Genomic DNA, 26,395 nt, shown 5'->3' with positions numbered 1-26,395 from the left:
TCCGCGTTCGCGGCGCCCTCCTCCCCGGCGCCCTCCTCCCGGGCGATCTCCGCCATGTCCGACCGCCTTTCACCCGTCCTGTGTGATCTGCTGGTTGGCTCAGGTCACCGAGCGGGTGCGACGCGACGGCACAAGAGGGCATGGCCGAACTCCCTCTTGACCCGTCCATGTCATCGCCGGACGATGTGCCCGGACACCCGCACAGCCTGTCGCACACCCCCACACTCCCCACCCAGGAGACAGCATGCGACTTCGAACCCGCGGAAGAAGGTCCGCGACCCTCGCGGCCCTTCTGGCGCTCGCCCTGGCGGCGCCGCTCTCCGCCGGCGCGTACCAGGCCGGAGCCGACTCGGAGCCGACCCCCGCCGCCGAGGAGGTCATCCGCCAGTACGAGATCCACGGCCCGTCCACGGTCGCCGAACGCACCGCGCTCGCCGCGACCGGCGTCTCGATCGACGAGGCCGACGACCACAGCGTCGTCGTCAGCGCCAACACCGCCCAGCTGCGCAAGCTCCGGGCGCTCGGCCACCGCCCCGAGGCGCTGCCCGCGCCGCCGGACCGGTCGGTCAAGGGGCTGGCCGCCAAGCCCTTCGACTTCCCCTCCGCCGACGCGAAGTACCACAACTTCGCCGAGATGAACGCGGAGATCGACCAGCGCCTCGCCCAGTACCCGAACATCATGAACAAGCGGGTCATCGGGAAGACGTACCAGGGCCGGGACATCGTCGCCGTCAAGATCAGCGACAACGTCGGCACGGACGAGGCCGAGCCCGAGGTCCTCTTCACCCACCACCAGCACGCCCGCGAGCACCTGACCGTCGAGATGGCGCTCTACCTGCTGCGCGAGCTGGGCGCGGGCTACGGCTCCGACACCCGCGTCACCAATCTGGTGAACAGCCGCGAGATCTGGATCGTGCCGGACCTCAACCCGGACGGCGGCGAGTACGACATCGCCTCCGGCTCCTACCGCAGCTGGCGCAAGAACCGGCAGCCCAACTCCGGCTCGTCCTACGTCGGTACGGACATGAACCGGAACTGGGACTACAAGTGGGGCTGCTGCGGCGGCTCCTCCGGCTCCAAGAGCTCCGAGACCTACCGGGGCGCGGCCCCCGAGTCGGCCCCCGAGGTGAAGGTCGTCGCCGACTTCGTCCGCTCGCGCGTGGTGGGCGGCAAGCAGCAGATCAGGGCGGCGATCGACTTCCACACGTACAGCGAACTGGTGCTCTGGCCCTTCGGCTGGACCACCGCGAACACCGCGCCGGGCATGACCCAGGACGACCGCGACGCGTTCGCGACCGTCGGCCAGAAGATGGCGGCCAGCAACGGCTACACCCCCGAGCAGTCCAGCGACCTCTACATCACGGACGGGTCGATCGACGACTACCTCTGGGGCTCGCACAAGATCTTCGGCTACACCTTCGAGATGTACCCGGCCTCGTCCTGGAACGGCGGCTTCTACCCGCCCGACGAGGTGATCGAACGCGAGACGAGCCGTAACAGGGACGCCGTCCTCCAGCTCCTGGAGAACGCGGACTGCATGTACCGCTCGATCGGCAAGGCCTCGCAGTACTGCACCGCCTGACCTGACGCACGGACAGGGGCGCCCCGGGCCTCCGGGGCGCCCCTCGCCGTGCCGGGACCCGGCTAGACCGCCAGGCTCAGGGCGGCGGCGACGGCGAAGCCCGCCAGGGAGAGGACCGACTCCAGGACGGTCCACGACTTCAGGGTGTCGCGCTCGGAGATGCCGAAGTACTTGCTCACGATCCAGAAGCCGCCGTCGTTGACGTGCGAGGCGAAGATCGAGCCCGCCGAGATGGCCATGATGACCAGGGCGAGGAACGCCTGCGAGTGGTCGCCGCCCTCGACCAGCGGCAGGACGATGCCTGCCGTGGTCACGATGGCGACGGTCGCCGAACCCTGCGCGACCCGCAGGACGAGCGAGATCAGGTAGGCGAGGACGATCACCGGCAGGCCGACGTCGTTGAAGGTGTCGGAGAGCGCCTGCGCGACACCGCTCGCCTTCAGGACCGCGCCGAAGACACCGCCGGCGCCGACCACCAGCAGGATGTTGCCCACCGGCTTCAGCGAGGAGGTGGACACCTGCTCCAGGGACTTGCGGGACCAGCCGCGCCGGATGCCCAGCAGGTAGTACGCGAGGAGGAGCGCGATCGTCAGGGCGACGAAGGGGTTGCCGAAGAACTCGATCACGGAGCGGGCCGTCGACTCGTCCAGGGCGATGGAGGAGAACGTCGCGGCGAGGATGAGGACCAGGGGCGTGCCGATGATGAGGAGCACGGTGGCGAGGGAGACGGGCGCCTCGGAGGCGCCGGTTTTGCGCTCGGCGGCGACCTGGGCCTTGGCGTCCTCCGCGGCCTCGACCATGTCCTGCGGGACCTCGACGAAGATGCGCCTGCCGATCCAGGCGGCGTAGGCCCAGGCGGCGAGGACGGCGGGGACGCCGACGACGACGCCCATGAGGATGACCCAGCCGAGCGAGACGTGGAGCATGCCCGCGGCGGCGACGGGGCCGGGGTGCGGCGGCAGGAAGGCGTGGGTCATGGAGAGACCCGCGAGGAGCGGCATGCAGTAGAGCAGGATCGATTTTCCGGACCGCTTGGCGGCCGCGTAGACGATCGGCGCGAGGACGAAGATGCCGACGTCGAAGAAGACCGGGATGCCGAAGATCAGTCCGGTGAGGCCCATCGCGAGCGGTGCGCGCTTCTCGCCGAAGAGGCCGAGCAGGCGGGAGGAGAGCACCTCGGCGCCGCCGGAGACCTCGAGGATCGCGCCCAGCATGGTGCCGAGGCCGATGATGATCGCGACGTGGCCGAGGATGCCGCCCATGCCGGTCTCGATGACGGAGGTCGCGGCGGACTTCTGGACGGTGCCGAAGAGTTCGGTGACGGAGAGGCCCGCGGCGAGACCGACGCTGATGGAGACGGCGAGCAGCGCGACGAACGGCTGCAGCCTGACCTTGATGATCAGGAAGAGGAGGAGGGCGATGCCGAGGGCGGCGACGGTGAGCAGTCCGGCGGTGCCCGGTATCAGCAGCAGAAGGCCGCCGGTGTGGGGCGGGGTCTCGGCGGCGGGGGGCGCGGCGGCGAGCAGCAAGGGGGACCTCGTTTTTGGGTAGGGGGGAGCGCGGCACGGCGTCCCGGGGCGGACGCCGTGCCGTGGAGCGGCGGTTTCAGGAAGATCAGTCCGGTCAGCCGAGGACCGCGAGGGCGTCGATCTCGATGAGGAGGCCCTTGGGGAGGCCGACGTAGACCGTCGTACGCGCCGAGGCGGGCGCCTTGAGGCCCTGCTCCTCGAAGTACGCGTTGTAGATCTCGTTCATCTCGGCGAAGTGGTCGACGTCGGTGAGGTAGACGCGCATCATCATCACGTCGTCCCAGCTCGCGCCGCCCTCCTCCAGGATCGCCTTGACGTTGGCGAAGGTCTGGAGGGTCTGCTCGCGCAGCGTCGGCCCGGCGGGCGTGGGCGGCTTGCCCTCCTCGGCGGGCAGGAAGCCGACCTGGCCGGCGACCTGGAGGATGTTGCCCTTCTTGACGCCGTGCGAGAACTTCGCGGGCGGGGCCGTGTGGGTGGCGGGGGTGAGCGCGGTCTTCTCGGTCATGTCCGGTCCTTGGTAGGGGTGTTGCCTGAGTAGTCCCGGCTGATGGCGTCGGCGGTGCGGCGCACCAGCGGGAGCAGGGTGAGGAGTTCCTCGGCCGTCACGACCACATTGGGTGCCGAGACCGACATGGCGGCGGCGACACGGCCGTCGGCGCCGCGGATGGGGGCGCCGACGCAGTTGATGGACTCCTCGTGGCCGCCGAGGTCGGTGGCCCAGCCCTGTTCGCGTACGGTCGCCAGCTCCTTGAGGAACGCGGCGGCGTTGGGGGTCGAACGGGGCGTGTACATGGGGTAGTCGAGCTTGGCGGCGACGGTGCGCCGCTCGGTCTCGGGGAGGTCGGCGAGCAGCAGTTTGGCGACGGCGGCGACGGTGATCGCGACGGGCTTGCCGATGCGGGAGTACATCCGGACGGGGTAGCGGCTCTCGACCTTGTCGATGTAGAGGACCTCGCTCTCCTCGTACACGGCGAGGTGGACGGTGTGTCCGATCTGCTCGTTGAGTGCGGTGAGGTGGGGGTGCGCGATCTCCCGGATGTCGAGGTTCTCGACGGCCTCCTGCGCGAGGGCGAAGAGGCGGGCGCCGAGGCGGTAGCGCTGGTCCTGCTGGCGGTAGACCAGTCCGTGTTCGTGCAGGGTGCGCAGCAGCCGGAGCGCGGTGGACTTGTGCACCCCGAGCCGGTCGGCGACCTGCCCGAGGTCGGCGGGACCCTGGGCGAGCAGCGGCAGGATGCTGAGCGCGCGGTCGACGGTCTGGCTCATGGCGTACGTACCTCCTGGTCCTCCCCGGTCCAGCCGGGGGCGAGGTGCAGTCTCCCCCAGCTCTCGTCGTCGAGTGCGACGAGACGGTCGGCGTCTTCGGTACGGGCGGGCTCGCCGAGGTCTCCGGGGACGGTGAGCGCGGCGGCCGCCATGAGGTGGCCGTGCCTGATCCGGGCCGTGGCGTCGAGGCCGCGGAGGGTCCCGGAGAGGAACCCCGCGGCGAAGGCGTCGCCGGCGCCGACGGGGGCGACGACGTCGACGCGGGGGGCGGGGACGGCGGTGACGATGTCGACGCCGGGAGCGGGGACGGTGTCGACGCCGGGGGCGGGGACGGCGGTCTCGGAGGCGGGCGCGTGGGGGCCGCCGTGCGGGGAACGCGCGGCGCGCTCGAAGACCACCGCGCCCGCCGCACCCCGCTTCACGACCAGCACCCCGGGCTCCGGCAACGCCTCACGGATCGCTTCCGGACCGCTCACCCCCCAGGCCTCCTCCGCCTCGTCCTCCCCCACGAACACCAGATCCGCGCCTCGCGCGAGTTCGAGGAGCACCCGGCCACCGGTCGCGGCGTCGCGCCACAGGCCGGTGCGGAAGTTGACGTCGAACGACACCAGCGGCCGCCCGGCCCGCGCCGTGGTCAGCTCGCGCATCAGTTCCAGGCAGTCCGGGGACAGCGCGGCCGTGATGCCCGAGAGATGGAGCACCCGCCCGTCGCCGACGGAGTCGTACGGGACCGTCGCGGGCGACATCGCGGACGCCGCCGACCCGGTCCGGTAGTACGCGACCTCGTGTCCTGCGGTCGCCCGGTCCGTGGCCGTACGGAAGTAGATCCCGGTCGGCCGTACGGCGTCCCGGCCCACCGCCGACACGTCGACCCCGTAGGCCCCGATCGCCTCGACCAGGTGGTCGCCGAAGCCGTCCGCGCCGACCCGGCTCACCCACTTCGCCCGGTGGCCCGCCGCGGCCAGCGCGCAGGCCACGTTGGACTCGGCGCCGCCTATGGTGCGGGCGAACGAGGGGGCGTCGGCGAGGCGGCCCGGCCGGGAGGGCAGAAAGGTGACCATGGACTCGCCGAGGCAGACGACGTCCACGGGCGGCGCGTCCACGGGCGGGGCTCCGGTCACGTGCGGACTCCTCGTCGGTCATACGGGTCCATTGACCCGGCGTTGGCCCGGATGTTAGACAGCCGTAAGCGATATGCGCAATGACCGTTGCATATGATGCAACACCTCGACGAGGAGGAACTCATGCCCGCCGACCGGCCCACCCCTCAGCTGGCCAACGAGCGTGTCGACCACCGCTTCAAGGCCCTGCCCCCGGACGCCGAGGGCCTGACCGTCGGCGAGCTGGCCGCCCAGCGCCGCAACCTCTTCACAGGCGGTTTCACCACGCCCGTCCTCGCCCTCTCCGCCGAGTCCGTCGAGCACAACCTGCGCCTCCTGGAGACGTACTCCGAGCGCCACGGTCTCGCCTTCGCCCCGCACGGCAAGACCTCGATGGCGCCGCAGCTCTTCGACCGCCAGCTGGAGCACGGCGCCTGGGGCATCACTGCCGCCGTCCCGCACCAGGCCCGCGTCTACCGCGCGCACGGCATCGCCCGGATCTTCCTCGCCAACGAGCTCGTCGACGCGCCCGCCCTGCGCTGGCTGGCCTCCGAACTCGACGAGGACCCCGGCTTCCGCTTCGTCTGTTACGTCGACTCCGTCCGCGGGGTCGAGCTCATGGACGCGGCACTCACCGAGGCCGGTGCCCGCCGCCCCGTGGACGTCGTCGTCGAGCTCGGCGCCGGCGAGGGAGCCCGTACCGGAGCCCGTACGGAGGCCGACTGCACCGCCGTCGCCGACGCCGTCGCCACCACCACGACCCTGCGCCTGGTCGGTGTCGCCGGGTACGAGGGCGAGGTCCCGCGGGCGGACGCCGACCGCGTCCACGCCTGGCTGCGCCGGCTGACCGCCCTCGCCGCGGAGTTCGACAAGGCGGGCCGCTTCTCCCCGGAGATCGAGGAGATCGTGGTCAGCGCGGGAGGCAGCGCCTGGTTCGACGCGGTCGCCGACGTCTTCGCCGAGATCCCCGGACTCTCCCTCCCCGTACTGAAGCTGCTCCGCTCGGGGGCGTACGTCTCGCACGACTCCGGCCACTACCGCACGCTCACCCCCTTCAACCGGGTCCCCGAGGAGGGGGAGCTGCAGCCCGCGTTCCGGCTCTGGGCGCAGGTCGTCTCCCGCCCGACGCCCGAGCAGGCGTTCACCAACGCCGGGAAGCGCGACGCCGCGTACGACCTGCACCTCCCCGAGGCGCAGGTCGTCCGCGACGCCCGCACGGGCGCGGTCCGCCCCGCCGACGGCATCGCGGTCACCGGCCTCTCCGACCAGCACGGCTGGGTACGGACGGAGCCGGGCGCCGAGATCGAGGTGGGCGACTGGCTGGGCATGGGCCTCTCCCACCCCTGTACGTCCTTCGACAAGTGGCAGCTGATCCCGCTGGTCGAGGCGGACGGCACGGTCGTCGACTACATCCGCACCTTCTTCTAGAGGAGCCGGTCACCATGGACCTCGTCATCCGCGACGTGGACGTCATCGACGGCTCGGGCGGGGACTCGTACCGCGCCGACGTCGCCGTCGAGAACGGCCGGATCGCCGCCGTCGTCAAGGAGGCCGCGGCGGCCGGCTGCCAGCGCCCGACCGCCCGGCGCGTCCTGGACGCCGAGGGCCTCGCCCTGTCCCCCGGCTTCATCGACATGCACGCCCACAGCGACCTCGCGCTGCTGCGCGACCCCGAGCACACCGCGAAGGCCGCGCAGGGCGTCACCCTCGAAGTCCTGGGACAGGACGGGCTGTCGTACGCGCCGGTCGACGACCGCACGCTGGCGGAGGTCCGCCGCTCGATCGCGGGGTGGAACGGCGGCGCGCCCGGGGACACGTCCGTCGACTTCGACTGGCGCACGGTCGGCGAGTACCTGGACCGCCTGGACCGGGGCATCGCGGTGAACGCCGCCTACCTGATCCCGCAGGGCACGGTCCGGATGTACGCCGTCGGCTGGGACGACCGCCCGGCGACCGAGGCCGAGCTGAACCGGATGCGGCAGCTCGTCGCGGAGGGCCTGGAGCAGGGCGCGGTGGGCCTGTCCTCCGGCCTGACCTACACCCCGGGGATGTACGCGAAGGACGCCGAGCTCACCGAGCTCTGCAAGGTCGTGGCGGAGTACGGCGGCTACTACTGCCCCCACCACCGCTCGTACGGCGCCGGTGCGCTCCAGGCGTACGAGGAGATGGTCGCCCTCACCCGGGACGCGGGCTGCGCGCTGCACCTGGCGCACGCGACGATGAACTTCGGCGTGAACAAGGGCAGGGCGCCCGATCTGCTGGCCCTGCTGGACGAGGCGCTCGCGGGCGGCTCCGACATCTCGCTGGACACCTACCCGTACACGCCGGGCTGCACGACCCTCGTGGCGATGCTGCCGAGCTGGGCGGGCGAGGGCGGCCCGGAGGCGACGCTGGCGCGGCTCCGGGACGCGGAGACCTCGGAGCGCGTCCGCCACCACCTGGAGGAGCTGGGCTCGGACGGCTGCCACGGGGTGCCGATCGAGTGGGACACGATCGAGATCTCCGGGGTGGGCGACCCCGCGCTGTCGTCCTACGTCGGCAGGACGGTCCTGGAGTCCGCCGAGGCGCGCGGCGAGGCCCCGTGGACCACGGCCCGGCGCCTGCTCGTCGAGGACCGGCTCGGTTCGACGATCCTCCAGCACGTCGGCCACGAGGAGAACGTCCGGGCGATCATGCGCCACCGGGTCCACACCGGCGGCTCGGACGGCATCCTCCAGGGCTCCAAGCCGCACCCGCGGGCGTACGGGACGTTCCCGGAGTACCTGGGGAAGTACGCACGGGACGAGGGCGTCCTCTCGCTGGAGGAGTGCGTGGCCCACCTGACGTCCCGCCCCGCGGCCCGCCTCCGCCTCCCCGACCGGGGCCTGGTCCGCGAGGGTTACGTCGCGGACCTGGTCCTCTTCGACCCGCAGACGGTCGCGGCGGGCTCGACGTACGACGTTCCCCGCACCCTCCCGGTGGGCATCCCGCACGTCCTGATCGACGGCCGGTTCGTGATGGAGGACGGCAGGCGCACGGACGTCGTCGCAGGCCGGGCGATCAGACGGACGCCGGTGGGATGACTCCCGTGGGCCCGGCCGCGGCCCTGTCCGCGGCCGGGGCGGGCCGGGTCCACGGAGCGCGCCGCATCCACAGGAGCCCCAGCACCAGCACCGTCCCGGCCGCCACGAACCCGTACCAGGGCGTGGAGCCCGACGGTGCCGTCTCGTACACGAGCGCCGCCGACAGGACGGCGAGCAGCTGTCCGGCCCGGGTGCGCCGGGCCGGTGTCGCCGCCACCACGCACACTCCCCACAGCAGGTACCACGGCTGCACCATCGGCGAGAGCGCGACCAGCGCCACGAGCGAGAGTCCGAGACCCAGGACCGGGTCGATCCGCCCCCGCCACGCCCGCCACGCGAGCGTCAGGATGACCGCCACCGCCGCCAGCAGCCCGAGCTTCTGGACCACGCCCTTCACCGGGTCCGGGTCGTCCGCGAGGAGCAGTCCGAGCCCGAGCCCCACGTCGCTGGTCAGCGACAGCGCGGTGTGGATCGCCCCGGCGACGCTCTGGGTGCGCAGCCAGCCGAACCCGGTCCCGGCCGCCACCGTCGCACCCACGGCGACCGCGCCCGCCACGAGCCCCGGCAGGACGAGTCCCTTCGCCACGCCCCGGGCGCCGCCGTCCCGCCGCGCGATCGTCACGCCGATGAAGAGCAGTGCGACCGCCGCCGGCGACTTGATCATCATCGCGAGTCCGACGAGCACACAGCCGAGCACCCACCGGCCGCGTACCGCCAGCAGGGCTCCGCCGAGCATGAGTCCGATCATCAGCCCGTCGTTGTGCATCCCGCCGACGACGTGGATGAGGAGCAGCGGGTTGAGCGCGGCCAGCCACAGCGCCCCACCGTCACCGCCCAGCCCCCGGACGGCCCGGACGACGAGCAGGAGCGCGCCGAGCGCGATCAGTCGCATGCCGATCACGGCCGGCACGATCTCGCCGCCGGTCAGCTTGACGACCGCCTGGGCCAGGACGAGGAAGACCGGGCCGTACGGGGCCGGGGTGTCCGTCCAGTGCCCGCCGACGCTCGCCGCCGCGTCCGCCCCGAGGTCGCCGGGGCCGAGGACCGACGGCCCCGCCCCGTACACGTCGTATCCCTCCAGGACCATGGCGCCCTGCGCGATGTAGCTGTAGACGTCGGCGCTGTACAGCGGAGGCGCGAGCACCAGCGGCGCGGTCCACCACGCGAGCGTGCCGAGGACCCGCTCCCGCGCGTCCCGTACGCCACGGGCCAGGAGTACCCCGTACCGCCACCACGCCACGACGAGCAGGGTCAGGCCGAGGTACGCGAGGAGGGCGCCGGCCAGGGTCGGCGCGGACCCCCGCGGGGCCCACACCCCCCACGGCTCACGTGCCGGGAGCGTCCCTGCGGCGTAGCCGCCCACGGTGACGGCCAGCGCGCCGAGCGCCCCCAGCCACCGGCACCCGGCGGCGCTCCACAGACGGCTCCACGGACCGCTCGACCCACGGCTCCACGGACCGCTCGTCCCACGGCTCCCGGCGCGGCTCCACCACGCCACGGCCGCCGGCCTCACCTGGGGCGCTTCGTCTGCCCGGGGGCCGAGCCCGACTTCCCGGGACCGTCGCTCCCGGAACCCCCGGTCGCGGTGGGCGAAGCCGCCGCCGTGGCGGAGGTGCTCGCCCGCACGGACGCCGAAGCCGCCGCCGTCGAGGACGCCGACGGTGACGCGGACGCGGACGCGGACCGGGGCGCATCGGACGAGGACGGCGCCTGCGTACCGGTCCCGTCCGCCTCGCCGTCGCCGGACGGATCGGCCTGGATCAGCGACGGCATCCCCGGCCGGCCGTCGTCGCCCGTGGGCGCACCGCCGGTCTGCTGGCCCGACCGGAACGCCCCGGAGACGACCGCGACCAGCAGCCCGACGCCGACGACACCGGCGCCCGCCAGCAGTCGGCGCGGGCCGGGGGTCCGCCGCTTCGTGGCATGACGGCGTCGGCCTGGGGCATCTGCGGCTCGGTCGCGCTGGTGGCTCATGGGCGCGCATTCTACGGAGCGCGCAGCGGGCGGAACGGCCCCAGGTCGCCTCCCGGGCACCCGCCCGGACACCCGCCCGCGCAACCGCCCGGACACCCGCCCTGACACCGCCGGGGAGCACGGCCCCAAAGCGCGCCTCCCCGCCCGCGGGCCGTGCTCCGTTCTGCCCGACGTGTCCCAAAACACGAGGCGTCCCGCGCCACACCCCCGTAAGCTCTCGACATGCAGGTGATCCAGTCCACGAAGCTCGCCAACGTCTGTTACGAAATCCGGGGTCCGGTGCTCGAAGAGGCGATGCGGCTTGAGGCCGCGGGTCATCGCATCCTCAAGCTCAACACCGGAAACCCGGCCGCCTTCGGCTTCGAGTGCCCGCCGGCGATCCTCGAGGACGTGCTGCGCAACCTCGCCGACGCGCACGGCTACGGCGACGCCAAGGGCCTGCTCGCCGCCCGCCGCGCGGTGATGAGCCACTACGAGACCAAGGGCATCCCGCTCTCCGTCGAGGACATCTATCTCGGCAACGGCGTCTCCGAGCTGATCCAGATGTCGATGCAGGCGCTGCTCGACGACGGCGACGAGGTCCTCGTCCCCGCCCCGGACTATCCGCTGTGGACCGCCTCGGTGTCGCTGGCCGGCGGTACGGCCGTGCACTACCGGTGCGACGAGCAGTCGGACTGGATGCCGGACCTCGCCGACATCGAGCGGAAGATCACCGACCGCACCAAGGCGATCGTGATCATCAACCCGAACAACCCGACGGGCGCCGTCTACGACGACGAGATGCTCCGCTCGCTCACGGAGATCGCCCGGCGCCACAACCTGGTCGTCTGTTCGGACGAGATCTACGACAAGATCCTCTACGACGGCACCACGCACACCCCGACCGCCGCCATCGCCCCGGACCTCCTCGTCCTGACGTTCAACGGGATGAGCAAGAACTACCGGGTGGCCGGTTTCCGGTCCGGCTGGCTCGCGGTCTGCGGCCCCAAGGCCCATGCCACCTCGTACATCGAGGGCCTCACGATCCTCGCCAACATGCGGCTGTGCGCCAACATGCCGGCGCAGCACGCGGTGGCCGCCGCCCTGCAGGGCCGGCAGTCGATCGAGGACCTGGTGCTGCCGGGCGGGCGGCTCCTGGAGCAGCGCGACGTGGCGTACGACCTGCTGACGCAGATCCCGGGCGTGACCTGTGTGAAGCCGAAGGGCGCCCTGTACCTCTTCCCGCGGCTCGACCCGAGCGTCTACAAGGTCAAGGACGACCGGCGGATGGTCCTCGACCTGCTGCGGGCCGAGAAGATCATGGTGGTCCACGGGACGGGCTTCAACTGGCACGAGCCGGACCACTTCCGGATCGTGACGCTGCCGAACGCCAAGGACCTGGCGGACGCGGTGACCCGGATCGGCACCTTCCTGGACGGCTACAGCCAGCACTGAACCCGGACCACGCTCAACTTTAGATTGAATCCAAGCTAGGATGGATCCAGAGATACCTCAGGAGGCCGTCCCATGTACGAACCGATCCGCACGAAGTCGGTCCACCGGATGGCCGACGACGACCAGGACGCGTACCCGCACCGCTCCCGCGAGGAGGAGCTGGACATCCAGCTCGCCGGTCACCTCGCCGCCCTCCTCGCCGTCACGGACGAGCTGGGCGACACGGCGGCCGGTGACCTCATCGCCCGGCAGGTGGCGCGGCTGCGCGGCGCGCCGCCGGCCCGGCACGCGGGACTGAGCGGTTCGGACGCCCCGTCGCTGCACCGGCGCGCCCACGCCCTCGCCGGCCGTGCCCTCGTCGTCGCCGCCTCCAGGGCCGACACGGCCGCCGCGATCCTCGCCGCCGAGCGCATGGACGCGCACACCGCGGCGCTGACCGCGTCCGAGCTGGTCAGCACCCCCTGACGGCCCCGGGCCGCGTGCCGGGGAGGCGCACGGCCCGGGTGCCACACACCCCCTGACAGGGCCCGCTACGGCGAGGCGGTCCCCACGGGCTCTGTCGACGCGAACCGCGCCTCCATCACCACGCACCGCAGCTCGCCGCCCCCGTACGGCCATCTGCCCACGGCGGCGGCCCGCCCCGTCGCCCCCGGCGCCAGATCCTCGACGGCCGGCCTGACCGTCTCGACGAACCGGCCGTCCCGATCCTGGAAGTCGATCATCAGGTGGTACGTGCCCGCGCGGGCCGCCTGGCTGGTGACCGTCAGCTCGGCGACCGGCCGCCGCGTCACCGGGTCCACCGCGCACCGCGCCACCGACACGTCTTCCACGGGGTCCCGCATGTCCGCGTGGTTCTCCCCGTAGACGTACATGAACCCGACCAGCAGACCGACCGGCGCCAGCACGACCGACGCCCCCACGACCACCAGCAGCACGATCACCCATCGCGGCATGCCGCCACCCCCTCCCCGGAGGCGATCACCGTACACGGCGGGTCCTCGTGCTCCGGTTCTGTACCGGGATCACCACTTCACCCCCCGTCCACCCAACTCCCCCTGGAATGTGGGCTTCCGTGAGCAGCCTGCCCTCGTGAGACGCATCCTGGGAATCGTCCTGGCCGTCCTGCTCCTGGGCGGCGTGGCCGTCGTCCTCGTGGCGGGCGGCGACAAGGACAAGGGCACGGCAACGAAGACCGTGCGAGGAGTGATCGGGTCGGAGAAGGCGGAGTTCTTCGCCGACTCCGAGGTCGTGAAGGCCCTGGCCGACAAGGGCTTCACGGTACGTACGGAGACCTCGGGGTCCTGGGACATGGAGGAGCTGCCCCTCACGGGCTACGACTTCGCGTTCCCGTCCTCCAAGGCGCCCGCCGACGAGCTGCGTTCCAAGGCGGGCGTGAAGGGTGCCGCACTGCGGCCCTTCTACTCGCCGCTGGTCGTCGTCGCCCATCGCGCCGCCGCCGAGGTCCTCGCCGACAACGGTCTGGCACAGCTGGGCTCCGGGGGCCAGACGGGCACCCTGCTCATGGACCCCTATCTGAAGGCCGCGCAGGCGGACAGGACCTGGCAGCAGCTCAAGGGCGCGAGCGCGCACCCGGAGCTGAGCGGCACGGTCTTCGTCACCTCGACCGACCCCGTCGCCTCCAGCTCCGGCGCCCTCTACCTCGCCGCGGCCGGCTACGTCGCCGACGGGGGCAAGGTCGCCGGCGACAAGGCGGCCGTGGACCGTACGGCACCGCTGCTGCGGAAGCTGATCGGTGTCCAGGGCGCCCAGCAGTCGAGCTCCGACGCGCCCTTCCGGGACTTCGTCAGCGGCGTCGGCAACCCGCTGGTGCTCGTGTACGAGTCCCAGGTGGCCGCCCCGCTCATGGCGAAGCAGCAGATGGGCGATCTCGTGGTGCTCTACCCGGACACCACGGTGATCAGCGACCACACGGTCGTACCGCTCTCCGAGAACGGCCGGGCGCTCGGTGAACTCCTCACCTCCGATCCGGAGTTGCGCAAGCTCGCCGTACGTCACGGCTTCCGCCCGCAGGGCGCCGCCGCCGAGTTCACGGCCGCCACGGCCGGCCTCGGGGACCGCCTCAACCAGACACTGACCGGGGTCCGCCAGGCGCCCGTGCCCACCAGCGAGGTGCTGCACGAGATGGCGCGGCGGGCCCGCAACCAGGGGGACTCCGCATGACCACGCCCAACGACCCTGCCACCGCGCAACTGATCCTCACCCCGCCGGAGCCGGTGCCCCCGGTCCGTACCGAGCAGGCCTCGGGCCTGGTCCCGCTGGACGAGTCCGTCCGCACGGAGATGAGCCGGCGCGCGGTCGAGTACGTCGACTCGCTCGCCGGGCTCGACGCCCGCTCGCCCGAGTTCGCGGGCCGTATCGGGGAGATCGCCGCGCTCGGTGCGGGCGAGATGCGCAGCGCGGCCGCCCAGTCGAACCGGATGCTCGACCGGACGGTCCGGTCGCTCGGTGAGGGCGGCGGCGACGCCCAGGCCCGGGTCGGCACCTCGCTCGTCGAGCTGCGCCGCACGGTGGAGGACCTCGACCCGCGTGACACGCCCGGCAAGGGGGCGCGCCGGTTCCTCTCCAAGCTGCCGGGCGGCAACAGGCTGCGCGACCACGTCGCCCGGTACGCCTCCTCGCAGGGGACGTTGACCAGGATCGTGGGCGCGCTGCGCGGCGGCCAGGACGAGCTGCGCCGCGACAACGCGGCGTTGCAGACCGAACGGGCGCGGCTCTGGGAGACCATGGGCAAGCTCCAGGAGTACGCGGTGCTCACCGAGGCCCTCGACGGGGCCGTCGAGGAGCGGATCGCCCTGACCCCGGACCCGGCCGCGGCGGACGCCCTCCGCTCGGACGTGCTCTTCCCCGTCCGCCAGAAGCACCAGGACCTGCTGACCCAGCTCGCCGTCTGCGCCCAGGGGTACCTGGCGATGGACGTGGTCCGGCGGAACAACGACGAGCTGATCAAGGGCGTCGAGCGGGCGGCGACGACCACGGTCTCGGCGCTGCGGATCGCGGTGATGCTCTCCTCCGCGCTGGAGAACCAGCGCAAGGTGGCCGAGCAGGTCGATGTGCTCCGCTCGACGACCGAGGACCTGATCCGCGGGAACGCGGAGATGCTGTCCACCCAGAGCGGCGAGATCCAGCGCATCGCGGCGGACCCGGCGGTGGGCGCGGAGACGCTGCGCTCGGCGTTCCAGCAGATCTACCGGACGCTCGACGCGATCGACACGTACAAGGTGCAGGCGACCGAGTCGATGGCGGCGACGGTCGAGTCCCTGACCGCCGAACTGCAGTCGGCCGGTTCCCATCTGGCCCGTACCCGCCGCACGAGCGCCCTGGAAGGCGGCCTCGAATGAGATCCCTACGCCGCCGCGCCTCGGCCGCCCTCGCTCTTCTGGCCACCCTGACCGTGGCCGCCTGCACCGCCGACGGCACGGACGCGGGCGGTACGGGGGACGACGGCGCCGCCTCTCCCCGTACGCTGCGCGTCCTCGCCTCCTCCGAGCTGGCCGACATGGAGCCGGTCCTCGAAGAGGCCCGGAAGGCGACCGGAGTGACGGTCAGGCCCACGTACGCGGGCACGCTCGACGCCGTCGAGCGGATCGCGTCCGGTGACGCGGAGAAGTCGTACGACGCGGTCTGGCTCTCCTCCAACGACTACCTGCGGCTACGCCCGGACACCGCGAAGAAGATCACCGGCGAGACGCCGATCATGACCTCTCCGGTCGCGCTCGGCATCCGTCCGGCCGCCGTGAGCCGCCTCGGCTGGGACCCCGCCGCGGTGACCTGGTCGCAGATCCACCAGGCCGTCGCCGACAAGAAGCTCGGTTACGGCATGACGGACCCGGCCCGGTCCAACTCGGGCTTCTCCGCCCTGATCTCCATCGCCTCCGGTCTCTCCGGCGCCCAGTCCGCACTCACCGGGAAGGACGTGGCCGCGGCCACGCCGAAGCTGAAGGAGTTCTTCGGCGGCCAGAAGCTGACCTCGGGCTCCTCCGGCTGGCTGGCGACCGCCTGGTCCCGCCGCACGGACGTCGACGCGCTGATCAACTACGAGTCGGTGCTGCTCAATTCGCCCGAGAAACTGACGGTCGTCCGGCCCGCCGACGGGGTCGTCACCGCCGACTACCCCTTCACCCTCCTCACCTCCGCGAGCGCCGACGCGAAGCAGGCGGCCGCGAGCCTGACCGCACATCTGCGCACCCCGGCCGCCCAGCGGATGATCACCGACCGGACCCTGCGCCGCCCGGTCGTCCCCGGGGTGGAGCTCGCCGGGCCGCTCACCTCCGACCAGCGGCGCGAGCTGCCCTTCCCCGGCAGCCGCGCCGTCGCCGACGGGCTGCTCGACGCGTACGAGAACAAGCTCCGCCGTCCTTCCCGCACGGTCTACGTCCTCGACACCTCCGGATCGATGGCGGGCGACCGGCTCACCCGCCTGAGGTCGGCGCTGGCCGAACTGACCGGGGACTTCCGGGACCGCGAGACGGTCACCCTGATGCCCTTCGGCTCGTCGGTGAAGCAGAACGAGGTCCGTACGTACACGGTCGACCCGGCCTCCCCGGACCGGGCCATCGAGGCCATGCGCGCGCAGGCGAACGGGCTCACCGCCTCGGGCGGCACGGCGGTCTACTCCAGCCTGGAGGAGGCGTACTCACGGCTCGGCAGCTCCGCCGACGGCGACGCCTTCACATCGATCGTGCTGATGACGGACGGCGAGAACACCGACGGCGACCCGGCCGGCGCGTTCGACGCCTTCTACCGGAACCAGTCGCCCGCCCGGCAGCGGACGCCGGTCTTCCCGATCGCCTTCGGGGACTCCGACCGCGCCGAGCTCGACCACATCGCGACCCTCACCGGCGGCCGGCTCTTCGACGCGACGAAGGGCTCGCTGGACGGAGCCTTCGAGGAGATCCGTGGCTACCAGTAATCCGGTCCTGCGGTTCCTGGAGTCCCGCAAGAACCTCACCGGCAGCGCCTGCGGCATCGTGGGACTCGCCCTCGCGTTCACCGGCGCGGCCGGCTCGCTGTGGCCGCTGGTCGTCGTGGGCCTGTACGCCGCCGGCGCGCTGATCGCGCCGCCCGAGCGGCCGCCCGCACCGGCGTTCCCGAACGCGGCCGAACAGCTCGACGCCCTGCGGACGGACTTCGCGAGGCTGCGGGAGTACCTGAGCGAGGTGGAGGTGCCTCCCGCGGCGGCAGGCCGCCTCACCGAGCTGGACGAGCTGGTCGAAGCGCTCCTCGCGCCGGGCTGGGTCAGCGACCCCGAGCAGCTGCACGTACTGGCCAGGGCGGTGCGCCAGGACATCCCGGAGGCCGTGGACACCTTCGTACGGACCCGGTGGTGGGACCGGGTCGTGCCGGGCTCCGAGCCGCCCGAGCGCCATCTCGAACGCCAGCTGGCCGCGCTCCACGAGGAGGCGGCGGCGATCGCGGCGGCCCTCCAGGACGCGGAGGCGATCCGGCAGCAGACGCACACGCGCTATCTGGAGGAGCGCGGAAAGTCCTGACCCGGCACGTCTCCGCGGCGGGCCGGTCCGGCCGGCCGCTGCGCCGAGGCGGGAATGCACCGGCCCCCGGAGCCGTGAGGGGGCTCCGGGGGCCGGTGTGCGTCGCAGCGAGCCGTTCGTGACCCCACTGGTCAGGGCGGTGTTCGGGGCGACTCGCCACGAGTCTTTCGGTGGTACCTCGGGGGTACGGGGATCAGCCCAGGCGCTCGACCAGCGCGCGGTACTCGTCCCACAGCTCCTTCGGCGTGTGGTCGCCGAAGGTGTTGAGGTGCTCGGGGACCAGGGAGGCCTCCTCGCGCCACACGTCGCGGTCGACCTTGAGCAGGAACTCCAGGTCCTCCGCGGGCAGGTCCAGGCCCTCGGTGTCGAGCGCGTCGGCGGTCGGGAGGATGCCGATCGGGGTCTCGACGCCCTCGGCCCTGCCCTCCAGACGCTCCACGATCCACTTCAGGACGCGGCTGTTCTCGCCGAAGCCGGGCCAGACGAACTTGCCGGCCTCGTTCTTGCGGAACCAGTTCACGTAGTAGATCTTCGGCAGCTTGGACTGGTCCGCGTTCGCGCCGACCTTGATCCAGTGCGCCATGTAGTCGCCCATGTTGTAGCCGCAGAACGGCAGCATGGCGAACGGGTCGCGGCGCAGCTCGCCGACCTTGCCCTCGGCGGCGGCGGTCTTCTCGGAGGCGACGTTCGCGCCGAGGAAGACACCGTGCTGCCAGGTGAAGGACTCGGTGACCAGCGGGACGGCGGAGGCGCGGCGGCCACCGAAGAGGATCGCCGAGATCGGCACGCCCTTCGGGTCCTCCCACTCCGGGGCGATGGTCGGGCACTGCCCGGCGGGGACGGTGAAGCGGGCGTTCGGGTGGGCGGCCGGGGTCTCGGACTCCGGCGTCCAGTCGTTGCCCTTCCAGTCGGTGAGGTGGGCGGGCGCCTTCTCGGTCATGCCCTCCCACCAGACGTCGCCGTCGTCGGTGAGCGCGACGTTGGTGAAGACGGAGTTGCCCCACAGGGTCTTCATGGCGTTGGCGTTGGTGTGCTCGCCGGTGCCGGGCGCGACGCCGAAGAAGCCGGCCTCGGGGTTGATCGCGTAGAGGCGGCCGTCCTCGCCGAAGCGCATCCAGGCGATGTCGTCGCCGATGGTCTCGACCGTCCAGCCGGAGATCGTGGGCTCCAGCATGGCGAGGTTGGTCTTGCCGCAGGCGGACGGGAACGCGGCGGCGACGTACTTCGACTCGCCCTGCGGCGGGGTGAGCTTCAGGACGAGCATGTGCTCGGCCAGCCAGCCCTCGTCACGCGCCATGACGGAGGCGATACGCAGCGCGTAGCACTTCTTGCCGAGGAGGGCGTTGCCGCCGTAGCCGGAGCCGTACGACCAGATCTCACGGGTCTCGGGGAAGTGCGAGATGTACTTGGTGGAGTTGCACGGCCACGGCACGTCCTCCTCGCCCTCCGCGAGCGGGGCGCCGAGGGTGTGGACGGCCTTGACGAAGAAGCCGTCGGTGCCGAGCTCGTCGAGGACGGCCTGCCCCATGCGGGTCATGGTGCGCATGGAGGCGGCGACGTACGCGGAGTCGGTGATCTCGACGCCGATGGCGGAGAGCGGGGAGCCGACCGGGCCCATGCAGAAGGGCACGACGTACAGGGTGCGGCCCTTCATCGAGCCGCGGAAGATCCCCTTCTCGCCCGCGAAGATCTCCTTCATCTCCGCCGGGGCCTTCCAGTGGTTGGTCGGGCCCGCGTCCTCCTCCTTCTCGGAGCAGATGAAGGTCCGGTCCTCGACACGCGCGACGTCGGACGGGTCGGAGGCGGCGTAGTAGGAGTTCGGGCGCAGCGTGGGGTCGAGCTTCTTGAACGTGCCCTTGGCGACGAGCTCCTCGCACAGGCGCTCGTACTCGGCCTCGGATCCGTCGCACCAGACGATGCTGTCCGGCTGCGTGATCTCGGCGATCTCGTTCACCCAGGCGACCAGTTCCTGGTGCTGGGTGGGGACGGCGGTGGTGGGAGCCGCGTTGTCGCGCGCCACGATTGCTCCTTGATGAGGGGTTTTGAAGATGTCTGCCCCGTGGGGGCTGCGACCCGGATGCGTCGTAGCTGCTCATCCGGTGCCGACCACACTCATTTGATCATCCGATGCATGCGCCCATATGTCCAGAGGGCCGCACACGTGAGCATCGCCACTCCTTTCCGGGACCTACGGGTGCGTAGGTAGCATTCGGCTCATGACTTCTGCCGTGCCGGACGTGACCCGGACAGAGCCCACCTCGTCCCACCTGTCGCACGCACTGAAGCCACGGCTCAGGGGCTGGCTGCACGCGGGCATGTTCCCCGCGGTCGTCATCGCGGGCCTCACCCTCGTCGCGTTCTCCGACTCGCCGCGCGCGCGGATCGCCTGCGGGATCTACGTCCTCACCGCCTGCCTGCTCTTCGGCATCAGCGCGCTCTACCACCGAGGCAACTGGGGTCCGCGCGGCGAGGCCGTCCTGCGGCGCCTGGACCACGCCAACATCTTCCTGATCATCGCGGGCACCTACACCCCGCTGACCCTGCTCCTGCTCCCCGACTCCACCGGCCGGCCGCTCATGTGGGCGGTCTGGGTCGCCGCCGTCGCGGGCATCGCCTTCCGGGTCTTCTGGGTCGGCGCCCCTCGCTGGCTGTACACGCCCTGCTACATCGCGATGGGCTGGGCCGCCGTCTTCTTCCTGCCCGACTTCATGCGGACCGGCGGCATCGCCGTCCTCGTCCTGGTGATCGTCGGCGGCGTGCTCTACAGCGCGGGCGGGGTCGTCTACGGCATGAAGCGCCCGAACCCGTCCCCGCGCTGGTTCGGCTTCCACGAGGTCTTCCACTCCTTCACCCTCGCGGCCTTCATCGTCCACTACGTCGGCATCTCCCTGGTCGCCTACAACGCGTGAACCTCAGGGCGCGCCCAGCGCGCCCCTGACCACCTCGCCCGACGCCGGATTGTCCGCGCACCCGTACACCCCGTGCGGGCAGTAGTCCGTGAAGGTCTGGTAGACGGGCCGGTACCGCGCGAACCAGTCGAGCATCCCCCGCACGTAGACCGGATTGTCCCCGTTGCGGAAGAGCCCCCACTCCGGGTACGAGACGGGCTTGCCGTGCGCCGCCGCGAACCGCACATGGTGCGCGAGGCCGAACTCCTCGGTCACCTGCTCCTCGAAGCCGACCCCCTCGGGCTGGTCGTACGCGTCGAGCCCGATGATGTCGACGTACGCGTCGCCCGGGTAGCACCGCGGCCACTCGACGGCGTCCCGCCCCCGGCTCGCGGTGAAGTCGAAGCGGAACCGCTGCCCCGGCACGTCCCGCAGCACGCCCACCACCCGCTTCCAGTAGGCCTTCCAGGCCTCGGGGTCCGGCCCGCAGCGATGGCTGTAGGTGGTGCCGTTCATCTCCCAGCCGAGGACGAGGACGGCGTCGGAGAGCCGGTGCGCCACCAGCCGCTCCCCCAGGGTCCGGAAGTGCCCGTCGTACGCGCCCGCCGCCCCGCTGCGCAGTCCCTGACGGACCTCCCCGTCCGGCAGCCCCTCCTCGCTGCGGTCGAGCAGCGGCACGTTCAGGACGAAGAGCCGGCCCGGCCCCTCCTCCTTCCAGCGCGCCCAGGGCTCGAAGAGCGCGGGGTGCCCCTCGATGTTGGACCAGCGGTCGCCCGGCAGGTAGGTGTGCCCGACGGTCAGGTCCGCGCCGCCGAGCCAGCGCTGCACCTCGGCGATCCGCCGCACCCCGGTCGCGTCGGAGCCGGTGAAGAACCCGGACGGCACGTCCGGCCGCCCCGGTACGGGAGCGGGCACGCGGACCCCCGGCGCGAGCCGGCCGGCCGGCAGCAGGACGAACGCGAGAACGGCCGCGAGCAGCACGGTCAGTGCGGCCCGCGGCCAGGAGGGGAGGGTCACGTCAGCTGGTCCAGAAGTCCCACCACCGGGTCAGGATCAGCATCCCGATGATTCCGATGTGCAGCACCGGCAGAGCGAAGGTGAACTCCTCGAAGAAGCCCTTCACGGCGGCGGGCGCCGGCAGCACGCCCGTACGGACGTTGTGCGAGGTCACGTACCAGAACATGACGAGCGTCGCGGTCCAGGCCAGGCAGCACCACAGGCAGAGCGCGTTGATCTCGTACAGCGACTGCTGCATCAGCCAGGTGCAGAACCCGACGCCGAACAGCATCCCGGCGTTCAGGCCGAGCCAGAACCAGCCCCGGTAGCGGGCCCCGGCGAGCAGACCGGCGCCGATCGCGACGACCATCCCGTACGTCACGAGACCGAGCATCGGGTTCGGGAAGCCGAACACCGCCGCCTGCTCGCTCTTCATGATGTTGCCGCAGGACACGACCGGGTTGAGGCTGCAGCCCGGCTGGAAGTTCGGGTCCTCCAGGAGCTTGAACTTGTCGATCGTGATGACCCAGCCGGCCAGCACCCCGGCCGCCCCGGTGATCACAAGCAGCAGCCCGAGGGCCCGGCTCGCGCCGATCGTCCCGGCGCTCTCCGTCGGGGACTCCTCCTGCCGCTGTCCCGGGACCCCGCCGCGTACGTTCACCGTCGCCATGCCGCCACCCCCTCTCCGCCGCTCTCCGCTCAGCCCTGCAGGCGCCGGACCGGCAGCAGGAGGTGTCCGGCGGCGGCGACCACCTGGTCGTCGGTGACGAAGCCCTTCAGCCGCTCCTCGGTGACCGCCTCGCCGGGCACCGCGTCGGGCCAGGGACGCACCGAACAGATGAGGTAGACGTGCCCGTTCTCCTTGGCGGCCGCCTCCCACTCGGCGGGCACCGGGCACTGCGCCTTCATGAACGGCAGCGTGAGCACCGCCCGCTGGGCCTCGACGAGCAGATGGGCGCCGGTCGCACGCTCCACCGAGGCGTCGACGACGCGGTCCCCCAGCGGCAGGCCCATGCCTTCGAGGGCGGCCCGCATGGCCTCCTCGCCGGCCTCGGGACCGTCACGGCCGTCCCCGAGGGAATACACCATCAGGAAAGGAGTGACGGGGGTGTCGTCGGTCGGACCGATGGTCCACGGAACGACGGTGAGCGTGCCCAGCGGATTGTCACTGCGCGCCGCGGAAACGGCGGAGGGAGAAGTCATGGACCCGGATGCTAGTGGTCGAACGGCCGCCTTCCCGCGCTGAATTCACTCGATCGGCCGACATTCCACCCGCTGGCATTTCCCTCGCAACGAAGTCGGGTTTCCATCGTTGTGCCCTGAGGGCATTCTCCGACCGTTTGGAGATCACTCATGATCGTCTCGCGCCGCGTCGCTCTGCGGTCCCTCTTCACCCTGGCCGTCGCCGCCTTCACCGGCGGCGCCCTGGCCCGCATCGCCGCCACACCACGCGAGGGCTCGCCCCGCGCCTCGGGCGACACCGCCGGGAAGCCGACCGGGGAGCGCGGGGAAGTCTTCGACGAGATGTACCGCGGGCGCCGCATCCGGAGCCTGGCGGGCCCCCCGGGCGAGCCCCTGGTCCTCGTCGACGGCCGGCCGCTCCATCTGATGCGCCGCGCCGACGGCGGCTATCTCACCCCCATCGACCACTACGAGTCCCATGCGACTCCGCTGGCGGCCACCCGCGCGGCCGTGGACGAGCTGGGATCCGCCCCGCTGACCCGCTACGCCGCCGCCCACGGCGTCCACCAGGGAGGGAGCCCGCGTGGCCTACACACGTAAGAACCAGCGCGATCTGACGAGCGCCGAGCGGAAGAAGTTCGTCGCCGCCGTCCTGGAGCTGAAGCGGTCCGGAAAGTACGACGACTTCGTCCGTACGCACATCGACTACTACGTCGCCGACGGGGACAACCGCCTCCGCGTGGCCCACATGACCCCCAGCTTCCTGCCCTGGCACCGCAAGTTCCTGCTGGAGTTCGAGCGGGCGCTGCGCCGGATCGACCCGACCGTCACCGTGCCGTACTGGGACTGGACCCGGGACAACACCCCGGCCGCCTCGCTCTGGAGCGAGGACTTCATGGGCGGCAACGGGCGCCGCGCGGATCTCCAGGTGATGACCGGCCCCTTCGCCTACGCGGGCGGACGGTGGGCGGTGAAGCACGGCATGACCGAAGGCCGCTTCCTGACCAGGGACTTCGGCCGCCCCCAGGACCCGGTCACGCTGCCCACGAAGGCACAGCTGGACGCGGTGATGCGGGAGACCGTGTACGACGTCGAGCCGTGGAACTCCACGAGCCGCTCGGGGTTCCGGAACACCCTGGAGGGCTGGGCCCCGGGCCGGGGCAACGAACGGTTCCGCATCCACAACCGTGTGCACCGCTGGGTCGGCGGCCTGATGCTCGGCGGCGCCTCCGTCAACGACCCGGTCTTCTGGCTCCACCACTCCTTCGTGGACCTCCTGTGGTCCCGCTGGCAGCAGCGCAACCCACGGGCGGGGTACCTCCCGACGCACCCGCCGCAACTGGGCGAGTCCCAGTACCGGCGGATCGCGGCCCGCGACGAGAAGATGGGCCCCTGGGGGGTCACCCCGGGCGCGATGCTCGACCACAGCGCGATCTACCGGTACGCATGACAGAACGTCCCCCCGGCCGACCGGCCGGGGGGACGTCGATGACGAGGGCGGAGCGTCAGCCGCCGTAGCCGCCGTCGCCGTTCCCGTCGACGTTCGCGCACTGGTTGCCGAACGCCGGGTTGATCAGCCCGATGACCGTGACGGTGTTGCCGCACAGGTTGACCGGCACGTGGACCGGGACCTGGATGGCGTTGCCCGAGCCGACGCCGGGCGAGTGGGCGGCGACACCGTGGGCACCCGAGTCGGCGACGGCCATGCCGGCTCCGCTGAGGGCAACGGCACCCGTGCCGGCGAGAACAGCGGCAGCCTTCGCGATGCGAGACATCAAGAACTCCTTGGACGTGGAAAGGCGACCGCGAGTACCACGGCCGACATTCCCGTTCAACGCCGAAATGGCACATGGGTCACGGGCATTACGCCGGACGGGACCGAATGCGAGGGAAGGCCCGCAGAACCGGTGGGTCCGCCCGCCGTCGGATACGACGGAACGGGCCCGGGATCTGCGGGCCACGGCCATGCGACCAGCCTTCCGTTGTAACGAGCAACGACCCCTCGGGTGGCGGGGAAGAATCGTGCCTTCACCCGCCGGGCCATTGGTCGTACAAACGAACGCCGTCAGGCCGTCGGCTGCGCCAGACCCAGCTGGGAGTCCAGCGCTCCGCGCAGCATCGGAGCGACGACACCGACCTCCGGCACCGCGACATCCGGCAGCCCGAGCCGGTCGCCGCGCGGTGCGACGACCGGGTTGCCGACCGTGGCACCGGGGGTGGCGGCCGCCATCTCCGAGCTCGGGGTGGTGAAGAGGGCCTTGCCCGGCTCGCTGCCCTCGATGACCTCGGGGAGCTGTGCGGCGAGGACGGTCTCCGGCAGCGTGCTCGTGAACGGCACCCGAGGCAGGGCCACGTCCGGAAGCAGGCCGGCCTGCCCCTCCTGGAAGCCGGTGGGGCCTCCCGGCACGGGAAGCGGGACCCCGCTGGCGACCGTGGGGGCATCCATCGGGATCACCGGCTCCAGTCCCTGGAGCGGAACGACGACCGGCGCGTCGGCGGCGACGGCGGGGGAGGCCATGGCCGCCGAGGCGAGAGCGGTCATGAGGATTCCCATGCCGGCGTGAGAGCGCAGATTCATGACTGCGTAGGCCCTTCAGAGCAAGTGTCGACGTTACTGAGGTACTGCGCCCTGAGAACGAGCCCGTCGGAGGGAACGTCGCGAAATTCCCCTGTCTGCAGCAACGTGAAAGACCCCCACCGGTGACGGTGGGGGTCTTCGTTGACGCGCCGTCAGTGCGGAACGTCAGTGTCGGCGCTCACGCCGTCCGGCACCGACGATGCGCCCGGCACGGAGGTAGACGACGGTACCGCCGATGATCAGGGCCGCGCTGACCGCTGCCGCGCCCATCGTCACCGAGTCACTGCCCGTCTCGGGGAGGTGGGGCTTGCCGGGACCGTGCGACTCCCCCGGCCCACCGGGCCCGCCGGGGTGACTCGGCGACGACGTCGGCGGCTTCGTGGGCGGCTTCGTCGGCGGCTTCGTCGGAGGCTTCGTCGGAGGCTTGGTCGGAGGCTTCGTCGGAGGCTTCGTGGGCGGCTTCGTCGGAGGCTTCGTCGGAGGCTTCGTGGGCGGAGTCGTCGGAGGCTTCGTCGGAGGCTTCGTCGGCGGCTTCGTCGGAGGCTTCGTGGGCGGCTTCGTGGGCGGCTTCGTCGGCGGCTTCGTCGGAGGCTTCGTCGGAGGCTTGGTCGGCGGCTTCGTGGGCGGAGTCGTCGGCGGCTTCGTCGGAGGCTTCGTCGGGGGCGTGGTCTCGTCGTCCCCGTAGCCCCCGGGCTCTTCCTCGCCCGACGGGCCGCAGAGTTCGGCGACCACGGAGGGCGGGACATGGGCGAACGGCGCGTGGTCGCCACAGAGATCCGGGGGGACGGGGACCTGGACGTGGTGACCCGCGTCGGGGTCGGGCGAACGACCGTCGTCGCCCAGGGAGTTCGCCGCCAGGGCGAGACCACCCGTCAGCGACAGGATGCCCGTCGTCGCCGCAGCGGTGATCAGCTTCCGGCTGATGTTGGATCGCATACCGATCTTCCTCTGGAGAAGGGAGAGACCGGCGGGACCCCCCTCGCTCCGGCCGGCCTGTCCGCGCACTCAATGCGTCGGTCGACTGACGCATTGGTTACGGAACGTCAGGCTCAGGGACACCGGGCAGCGGCGCCGCGGACAGCGGCGCGATGTCGAGCGCTGCCGCCCTCGGTCTCTCCATGGGCCGACCTTCCGTGAGGGGTCGGCGAGAGCCTAGGGAGCGGCACACCGCGGGAGCCGCGACCACACGGCAGCCGATCTGAAAATCATTCGATCAGCCGATCACAGTGGGTGGCGGCATACGCTCGGCGAAAGCGTCCGCCCGGGGGCCAGGCGGAGCGAGGGGTCGATCCAGGAG

Annotated in this window: 26 protein-coding genes; 14 read left to right on the top strand and 12 right to left on the bottom strand. The window is 71.8% G+C overall.

What is annotated here, in order from left to right; genetic code table 11:
• Window positions 1-244: 244 nt before the first annotated feature.
• On the top strand, window positions 245-1,582 hold the full coding sequence (locus ACFVGW_RS27125) for a M14 family metallopeptidase (RefSeq protein ID WP_383225281.1): 1,338 nt from the start codon (window positions 245-247) through the stop codon (window positions 1,580-1,582).
• A gap of 62 nt (window positions 1,583-1,644) precedes the next feature.
• Here the strand turns inward: ACFVGW_RS27125 and ACFVGW_RS27120 are convergent, their stop codons facing one another.
• The 4 genes from ACFVGW_RS27120 to ACFVGW_RS27105 all read right to left on the bottom strand — a co-directional run bounded on the left by ACFVGW_RS27120 (window position 1,645) and on the right by ACFVGW_RS27105 (window position 5,435).
• A complete protein-coding gene (locus tag ACFVGW_RS27120; RefSeq protein ID WP_385853772.1) occupies window positions 1,645-3,111 on the bottom strand; it encodes a GntP family permease in 1,467 nt (488 codons plus the stop codon).
• Between the two features lie 94 nt (window positions 3,112-3,205).
• Window positions 3,206-3,616: a RidA family protein gene (locus ACFVGW_RS27115; protein WP_352191576.1), complete on the bottom strand. Its 411-nt coding sequence runs from the start codon at window positions 3,614-3,616 to the stop codon at window positions 3,206-3,208.
• Window positions 3,613-4,374, bottom strand: a complete 762-nt coding sequence (locus ACFVGW_RS27110; RefSeq protein ID WP_352191577.1) for an IclR family transcriptional regulator — start codon at window positions 4,372-4,374, stop codon at window positions 3,613-3,615. Before ACFVGW_RS27110 ends, ACFVGW_RS27115 begins: the two co-directional genes overlap by 4 nt.
• Window positions 4,371-5,435: a sugar kinase gene (locus ACFVGW_RS27105; RefSeq protein ID WP_385853840.1), complete on the bottom strand. Its 1,065-nt coding sequence runs from the start codon at window positions 5,433-5,435 to the stop codon at window positions 4,371-4,373. Before ACFVGW_RS27105 ends, ACFVGW_RS27110 begins: the two co-directional genes overlap by 4 nt.
• Window positions 5,436-5,618: 183 nt before the next feature.
• Between ACFVGW_RS27105 and ACFVGW_RS27100 the strand changes: the two genes are divergently transcribed.
• Window positions 5,619-6,902 (top strand): amino acid deaminase, encoded by a 1,284-nt coding sequence (locus tag ACFVGW_RS27100; protein ID WP_383291722.1) that lies wholly within the window; start codon window positions 5,619-5,621, stop codon window positions 6,900-6,902.
• Between the two features lie 14 nt (window positions 6,903-6,916).
• Complete coding sequence (locus ACFVGW_RS27095; protein WP_385853771.1) at window positions 6,917-8,536, top strand: amidohydrolase family protein; 1,620 nt, start codon at window positions 6,917-6,919, stop codon at window positions 8,534-8,536.
• Here ACFVGW_RS27095 and mptB read toward each other — a convergent pair.
• A complete protein-coding gene (mptB, locus tag ACFVGW_RS27090; RefSeq protein WP_385853839.1) occupies window positions 8,514-9,956 on the bottom strand; it encodes a polyprenol phosphomannose-dependent alpha 1,6 mannosyltransferase MptB in 1,443 nt (480 codons plus the stop codon). The two genes, ACFVGW_RS27095 and mptB, sit on opposite strands and share 23 nt — an antisense overlap.
• 165 nt (window positions 9,957-10,121) lie before the next feature.
• Between mptB and ACFVGW_RS27085 the strand changes: the two genes are divergently transcribed.
• The 3 genes from ACFVGW_RS27085 to ACFVGW_RS27075 all read left to right on the top strand — a co-directional run bounded on the left by ACFVGW_RS27085 (window position 10,122) and on the right by ACFVGW_RS27075 (window position 12,409).
• Complete coding sequence (locus ACFVGW_RS27085; protein WP_385853770.1) at window positions 10,122-10,463, top strand: hypothetical protein; 342 nt, start codon at window positions 10,122-10,124, stop codon at window positions 10,461-10,463.
• A gap of 269 nt (window positions 10,464-10,732) precedes the next feature.
• Entirely contained in the window at window positions 10,733-11,944 is a 1,212-nt protein-coding gene (locus tag ACFVGW_RS27080) for a pyridoxal phosphate-dependent aminotransferase (RefSeq protein ID WP_352191581.1), read from the top strand.
• Window positions 11,945-12,016: 72 nt separating this feature from the next.
• Window positions 12,017-12,409 carry a hypothetical protein gene (locus ACFVGW_RS27075; protein ID WP_385853769.1) on the top strand — a complete coding sequence of 131 codons (393 nt, stop codon included), beginning with the start codon at window positions 12,017-12,019 and terminating at the stop codon, window positions 12,407-12,409.
• 65 nt (window positions 12,410-12,474) lie between these two features.
• On the opposite strand, the gene ACFVGW_RS27070 is transcribed toward ACFVGW_RS27075, so the two are convergent.
• Window positions 12,475-12,897 carry a hypothetical protein gene (locus ACFVGW_RS27070; RefSeq protein ID WP_385853768.1) on the bottom strand — a complete coding sequence of 141 codons (423 nt, stop codon included), beginning with the start codon at window positions 12,895-12,897 and terminating at the stop codon, window positions 12,475-12,477.
• Between the two features lie 109 nt (window positions 12,898-13,006).
• Between ACFVGW_RS27070 and ACFVGW_RS27065 the strand changes: the two genes are divergently transcribed.
• The 4 genes from ACFVGW_RS27065 to ACFVGW_RS27050 are packed head-to-tail and all read left to right on the top strand — an operon-like array spanning window position 13,007 to window position 17,454.
• Window positions 13,007-14,125 (top strand): hypothetical protein, encoded by a 1,119-nt coding sequence (locus ACFVGW_RS27065; RefSeq protein WP_385853767.1) that lies wholly within the window; start codon window positions 13,007-13,009, stop codon window positions 14,123-14,125.
• Window positions 14,122-15,303, top strand: a complete 1,182-nt coding sequence (locus ACFVGW_RS27060; RefSeq protein WP_385853766.1) for a toxic anion resistance protein — start codon at window positions 14,122-14,124, stop codon at window positions 15,301-15,303. The genes ACFVGW_RS27065 and ACFVGW_RS27060 overlap by 4 nt, the downstream gene beginning before the upstream one ends.
• Window positions 15,300-16,874: a substrate-binding domain-containing protein gene (locus ACFVGW_RS27055; RefSeq protein WP_385853765.1), complete on the top strand. Its 1,575-nt coding sequence runs from the start codon at window positions 15,300-15,302 to the stop codon at window positions 16,872-16,874. The genes ACFVGW_RS27060 and ACFVGW_RS27055 overlap by 4 nt, the downstream gene beginning before the upstream one ends.
• Window positions 16,861-17,454: a hypothetical protein gene (locus ACFVGW_RS27050; RefSeq protein WP_385853764.1), complete on the top strand. Its 594-nt coding sequence runs from the start codon at window positions 16,861-16,863 to the stop codon at window positions 17,452-17,454. Before ACFVGW_RS27055 ends, ACFVGW_RS27050 begins: the two co-directional genes overlap by 14 nt.
• Before the next feature lie 193 nt (window positions 17,455-17,647).
• On the opposite strand, the gene ACFVGW_RS27045 is transcribed toward ACFVGW_RS27050, so the two are convergent.
• A complete protein-coding gene (locus ACFVGW_RS27045) occupies window positions 17,648-19,474 on the bottom strand; it encodes a phosphoenolpyruvate carboxykinase (GTP) (protein WP_352191584.1) in 1,827 nt (608 codons plus the stop codon).
• A 196-nt stretch (window positions 19,475-19,670) separates the two neighbouring features.
• Here ACFVGW_RS27045 and ACFVGW_RS27040 point away from each other — a divergent pair, with 196 nt between their 5' ends.
• The gene (locus tag ACFVGW_RS27040) at window positions 19,671-20,363 is read left to right on the top strand and encodes a hemolysin III family protein (protein ID WP_385853763.1); all 693 of its coding nucleotides are present in this window, start codon (window positions 19,671-19,673) and stop codon (window positions 20,361-20,363) included.
• 3 nt (window positions 20,364-20,366) lie between these two features.
• Here the strand turns inward: ACFVGW_RS27040 and ACFVGW_RS27035 are convergent, their stop codons facing one another.
• The 3 genes from ACFVGW_RS27035 to ACFVGW_RS27025 are packed head-to-tail and all read right to left on the bottom strand — an operon-like array spanning window position 20,367 to window position 22,541.
• Window positions 20,367-21,359, bottom strand: a complete 993-nt coding sequence (locus tag ACFVGW_RS27035) for a glycoside hydrolase family 26 protein (protein ID WP_383225250.1) — start codon at window positions 21,357-21,359, stop codon at window positions 20,367-20,369.
• A gap of 1 nt (window position 21,360) precedes the next feature.
• Window positions 21,361-22,008, bottom strand: a complete 648-nt coding sequence (locus ACFVGW_RS27030) for a vitamin K epoxide reductase family protein (RefSeq protein ID WP_385853762.1) — start codon at window positions 22,006-22,008, stop codon at window positions 21,361-21,363.
• 29 nt (window positions 22,009-22,037) lie between these two features.
• A complete protein-coding gene (locus ACFVGW_RS27025; protein ID WP_352191588.1) occupies window positions 22,038-22,541 on the bottom strand; it encodes a DUF5949 family protein in 504 nt (167 codons plus the stop codon).
• Between the two features lie 150 nt (window positions 22,542-22,691).
• On the opposite strand from ACFVGW_RS27025, the gene ACFVGW_RS27020 reads away from it, so the two are divergent.
• Window positions 22,692-23,120, top strand: coding sequence for a tyrosinase family oxidase copper chaperone (locus ACFVGW_RS27020; protein ID WP_385853761.1), 429 nt, complete (start codon window positions 22,692-22,694; stop codon window positions 23,118-23,120).
• The gene (locus tag ACFVGW_RS27015) at window positions 23,104-23,970 is read left to right on the top strand and encodes a tyrosinase family protein (protein ID WP_385853760.1); all 867 of its coding nucleotides are present in this window, start codon (window positions 23,104-23,106) and stop codon (window positions 23,968-23,970) included. The genes ACFVGW_RS27020 and ACFVGW_RS27015 overlap by 17 nt, the downstream gene beginning before the upstream one ends.
• Window positions 23,971-24,025: 55 nt before the next feature.
• On the opposite strand, the gene ACFVGW_RS27010 is transcribed toward ACFVGW_RS27015, so the two are convergent.
• The gene (locus ACFVGW_RS27010) at window positions 24,026-24,295 is read right to left on the bottom strand and encodes a chaplin (RefSeq protein WP_352191591.1); all 270 of its coding nucleotides are present in this window, start codon (window positions 24,293-24,295) and stop codon (window positions 24,026-24,028) included.
• A 290-nt stretch (window positions 24,296-24,585) separates the two neighbouring features.
• On the bottom strand, window positions 24,586-25,062 hold the full coding sequence (locus tag ACFVGW_RS27005) for a hypothetical protein (RefSeq protein ID WP_385853759.1): 477 nt from the start codon (window positions 25,060-25,062) through the stop codon (window positions 24,586-24,588).
• A 415-nt stretch (window positions 25,063-25,477) separates the two neighbouring features.
• On the opposite strand from ACFVGW_RS27005, the gene ACFVGW_RS27000 reads away from it, so the two are divergent.
• Complete coding sequence (locus tag ACFVGW_RS27000) at window positions 25,478-25,783, top strand: hypothetical protein (protein ID WP_385853758.1); 306 nt, start codon at window positions 25,478-25,480, stop codon at window positions 25,781-25,783.
• Window positions 25,784-26,395 lie beyond the last annotated feature (612 nt).

Origin of the sequence: Streptomyces sp. NPDC127129 (assembly GCF_042671585.1) — a bacterium.
Taxonomy (GTDB): domain Bacteria; phylum Actinomycetota; class Actinomycetes; order Streptomycetales; family Streptomycetaceae; genus Streptomyces.
The sequence above is the reverse complement of the archived record's forward strand: the minus strand, read 5'-3'. Positions and strand labels throughout refer to the sequence as shown.

Coding starts and splice junctions, on each gene's coding strand:
- ACFVGW_RS27125 (WP_383225281.1), top strand. CDS start 245: ATGCGACTTCGAACCCGCGGAAGAAGGTCCGCGACCCTCGCGGCCCTT.
- ACFVGW_RS27115 (WP_352191576.1), bottom strand. CDS start 3,616: ATGACCGAGAAGACCGCGCTCACCCCCGCCACCCACACGGCCCCGCCC.
- ACFVGW_RS27110 (WP_352191577.1), bottom strand. CDS start 4,374: ATGAGCCAGACCGTCGACCGCGCGCTCAGCATCCTGCCGCTGCTCGCC.
- ACFVGW_RS27105 (WP_385853840.1), bottom strand. CDS start 5,435: ATGGTCACCTTTCTGCCCTCCCGGCCGGGCCGCCTCGCCGACGCCCCC.
- ACFVGW_RS27100 (WP_383291722.1), top strand. CDS start 5,619: ATGCCCGCCGACCGGCCCACCCCTCAGCTGGCCAACGAGCGTGTCGAC.
- ACFVGW_RS27095 (WP_385853771.1), top strand. CDS start 6,917: ATGGACCTCGTCATCCGCGACGTGGACGTCATCGACGGCTCGGGCGGG.
- ACFVGW_RS27080 (WP_352191581.1), top strand. CDS start 10,733: ATGCAGGTGATCCAGTCCACGAAGCTCGCCAACGTCTGTTACGAAATC.
- ACFVGW_RS27075 (WP_385853769.1), top strand. CDS start 12,017: ATGTACGAACCGATCCGCACGAAGTCGGTCCACCGGATGGCCGACGAC.
- ACFVGW_RS27070 (WP_385853768.1), bottom strand. CDS start 12,897: ATGCCGCGATGGGTGATCGTGCTGCTGGTGGTCGTGGGGGCGTCGGTC.
- ACFVGW_RS27060 (WP_385853766.1), top strand. CDS start 14,122: ATGACCACGCCCAACGACCCTGCCACCGCGCAACTGATCCTCACCCCG.
- ACFVGW_RS27055 (WP_385853765.1), top strand. CDS start 15,300: ATGAGATCCCTACGCCGCCGCGCCTCGGCCGCCCTCGCTCTTCTGGCC.
- ACFVGW_RS27040 (WP_385853763.1), top strand. CDS start 19,671: ATGACTTCTGCCGTGCCGGACGTGACCCGGACAGAGCCCACCTCGTCC.
- ACFVGW_RS27030 (WP_385853762.1), bottom strand. CDS start 22,008: ATGGCGACGGTGAACGTACGCGGCGGGGTCCCGGGACAGCGGCAGGAG.
- ACFVGW_RS27025 (WP_352191588.1), bottom strand. CDS start 22,541: ATGACTTCTCCCTCCGCCGTTTCCGCGGCGCGCAGTGACAATCCGCTG.
- ACFVGW_RS27020 (WP_385853761.1), top strand. CDS start 22,692: ATGATCGTCTCGCGCCGCGTCGCTCTGCGGTCCCTCTTCACCCTGGCC.
- ACFVGW_RS27010 (WP_352191591.1), bottom strand. CDS start 24,295: ATGTCTCGCATCGCGAAGGCTGCCGCTGTTCTCGCCGGCACGGGTGCC.
- ACFVGW_RS27005 (WP_385853759.1), bottom strand. CDS start 25,062: ATGACCGCTCTCGCCTCGGCGGCCATGGCCTCCCCCGCCGTCGCCGCC.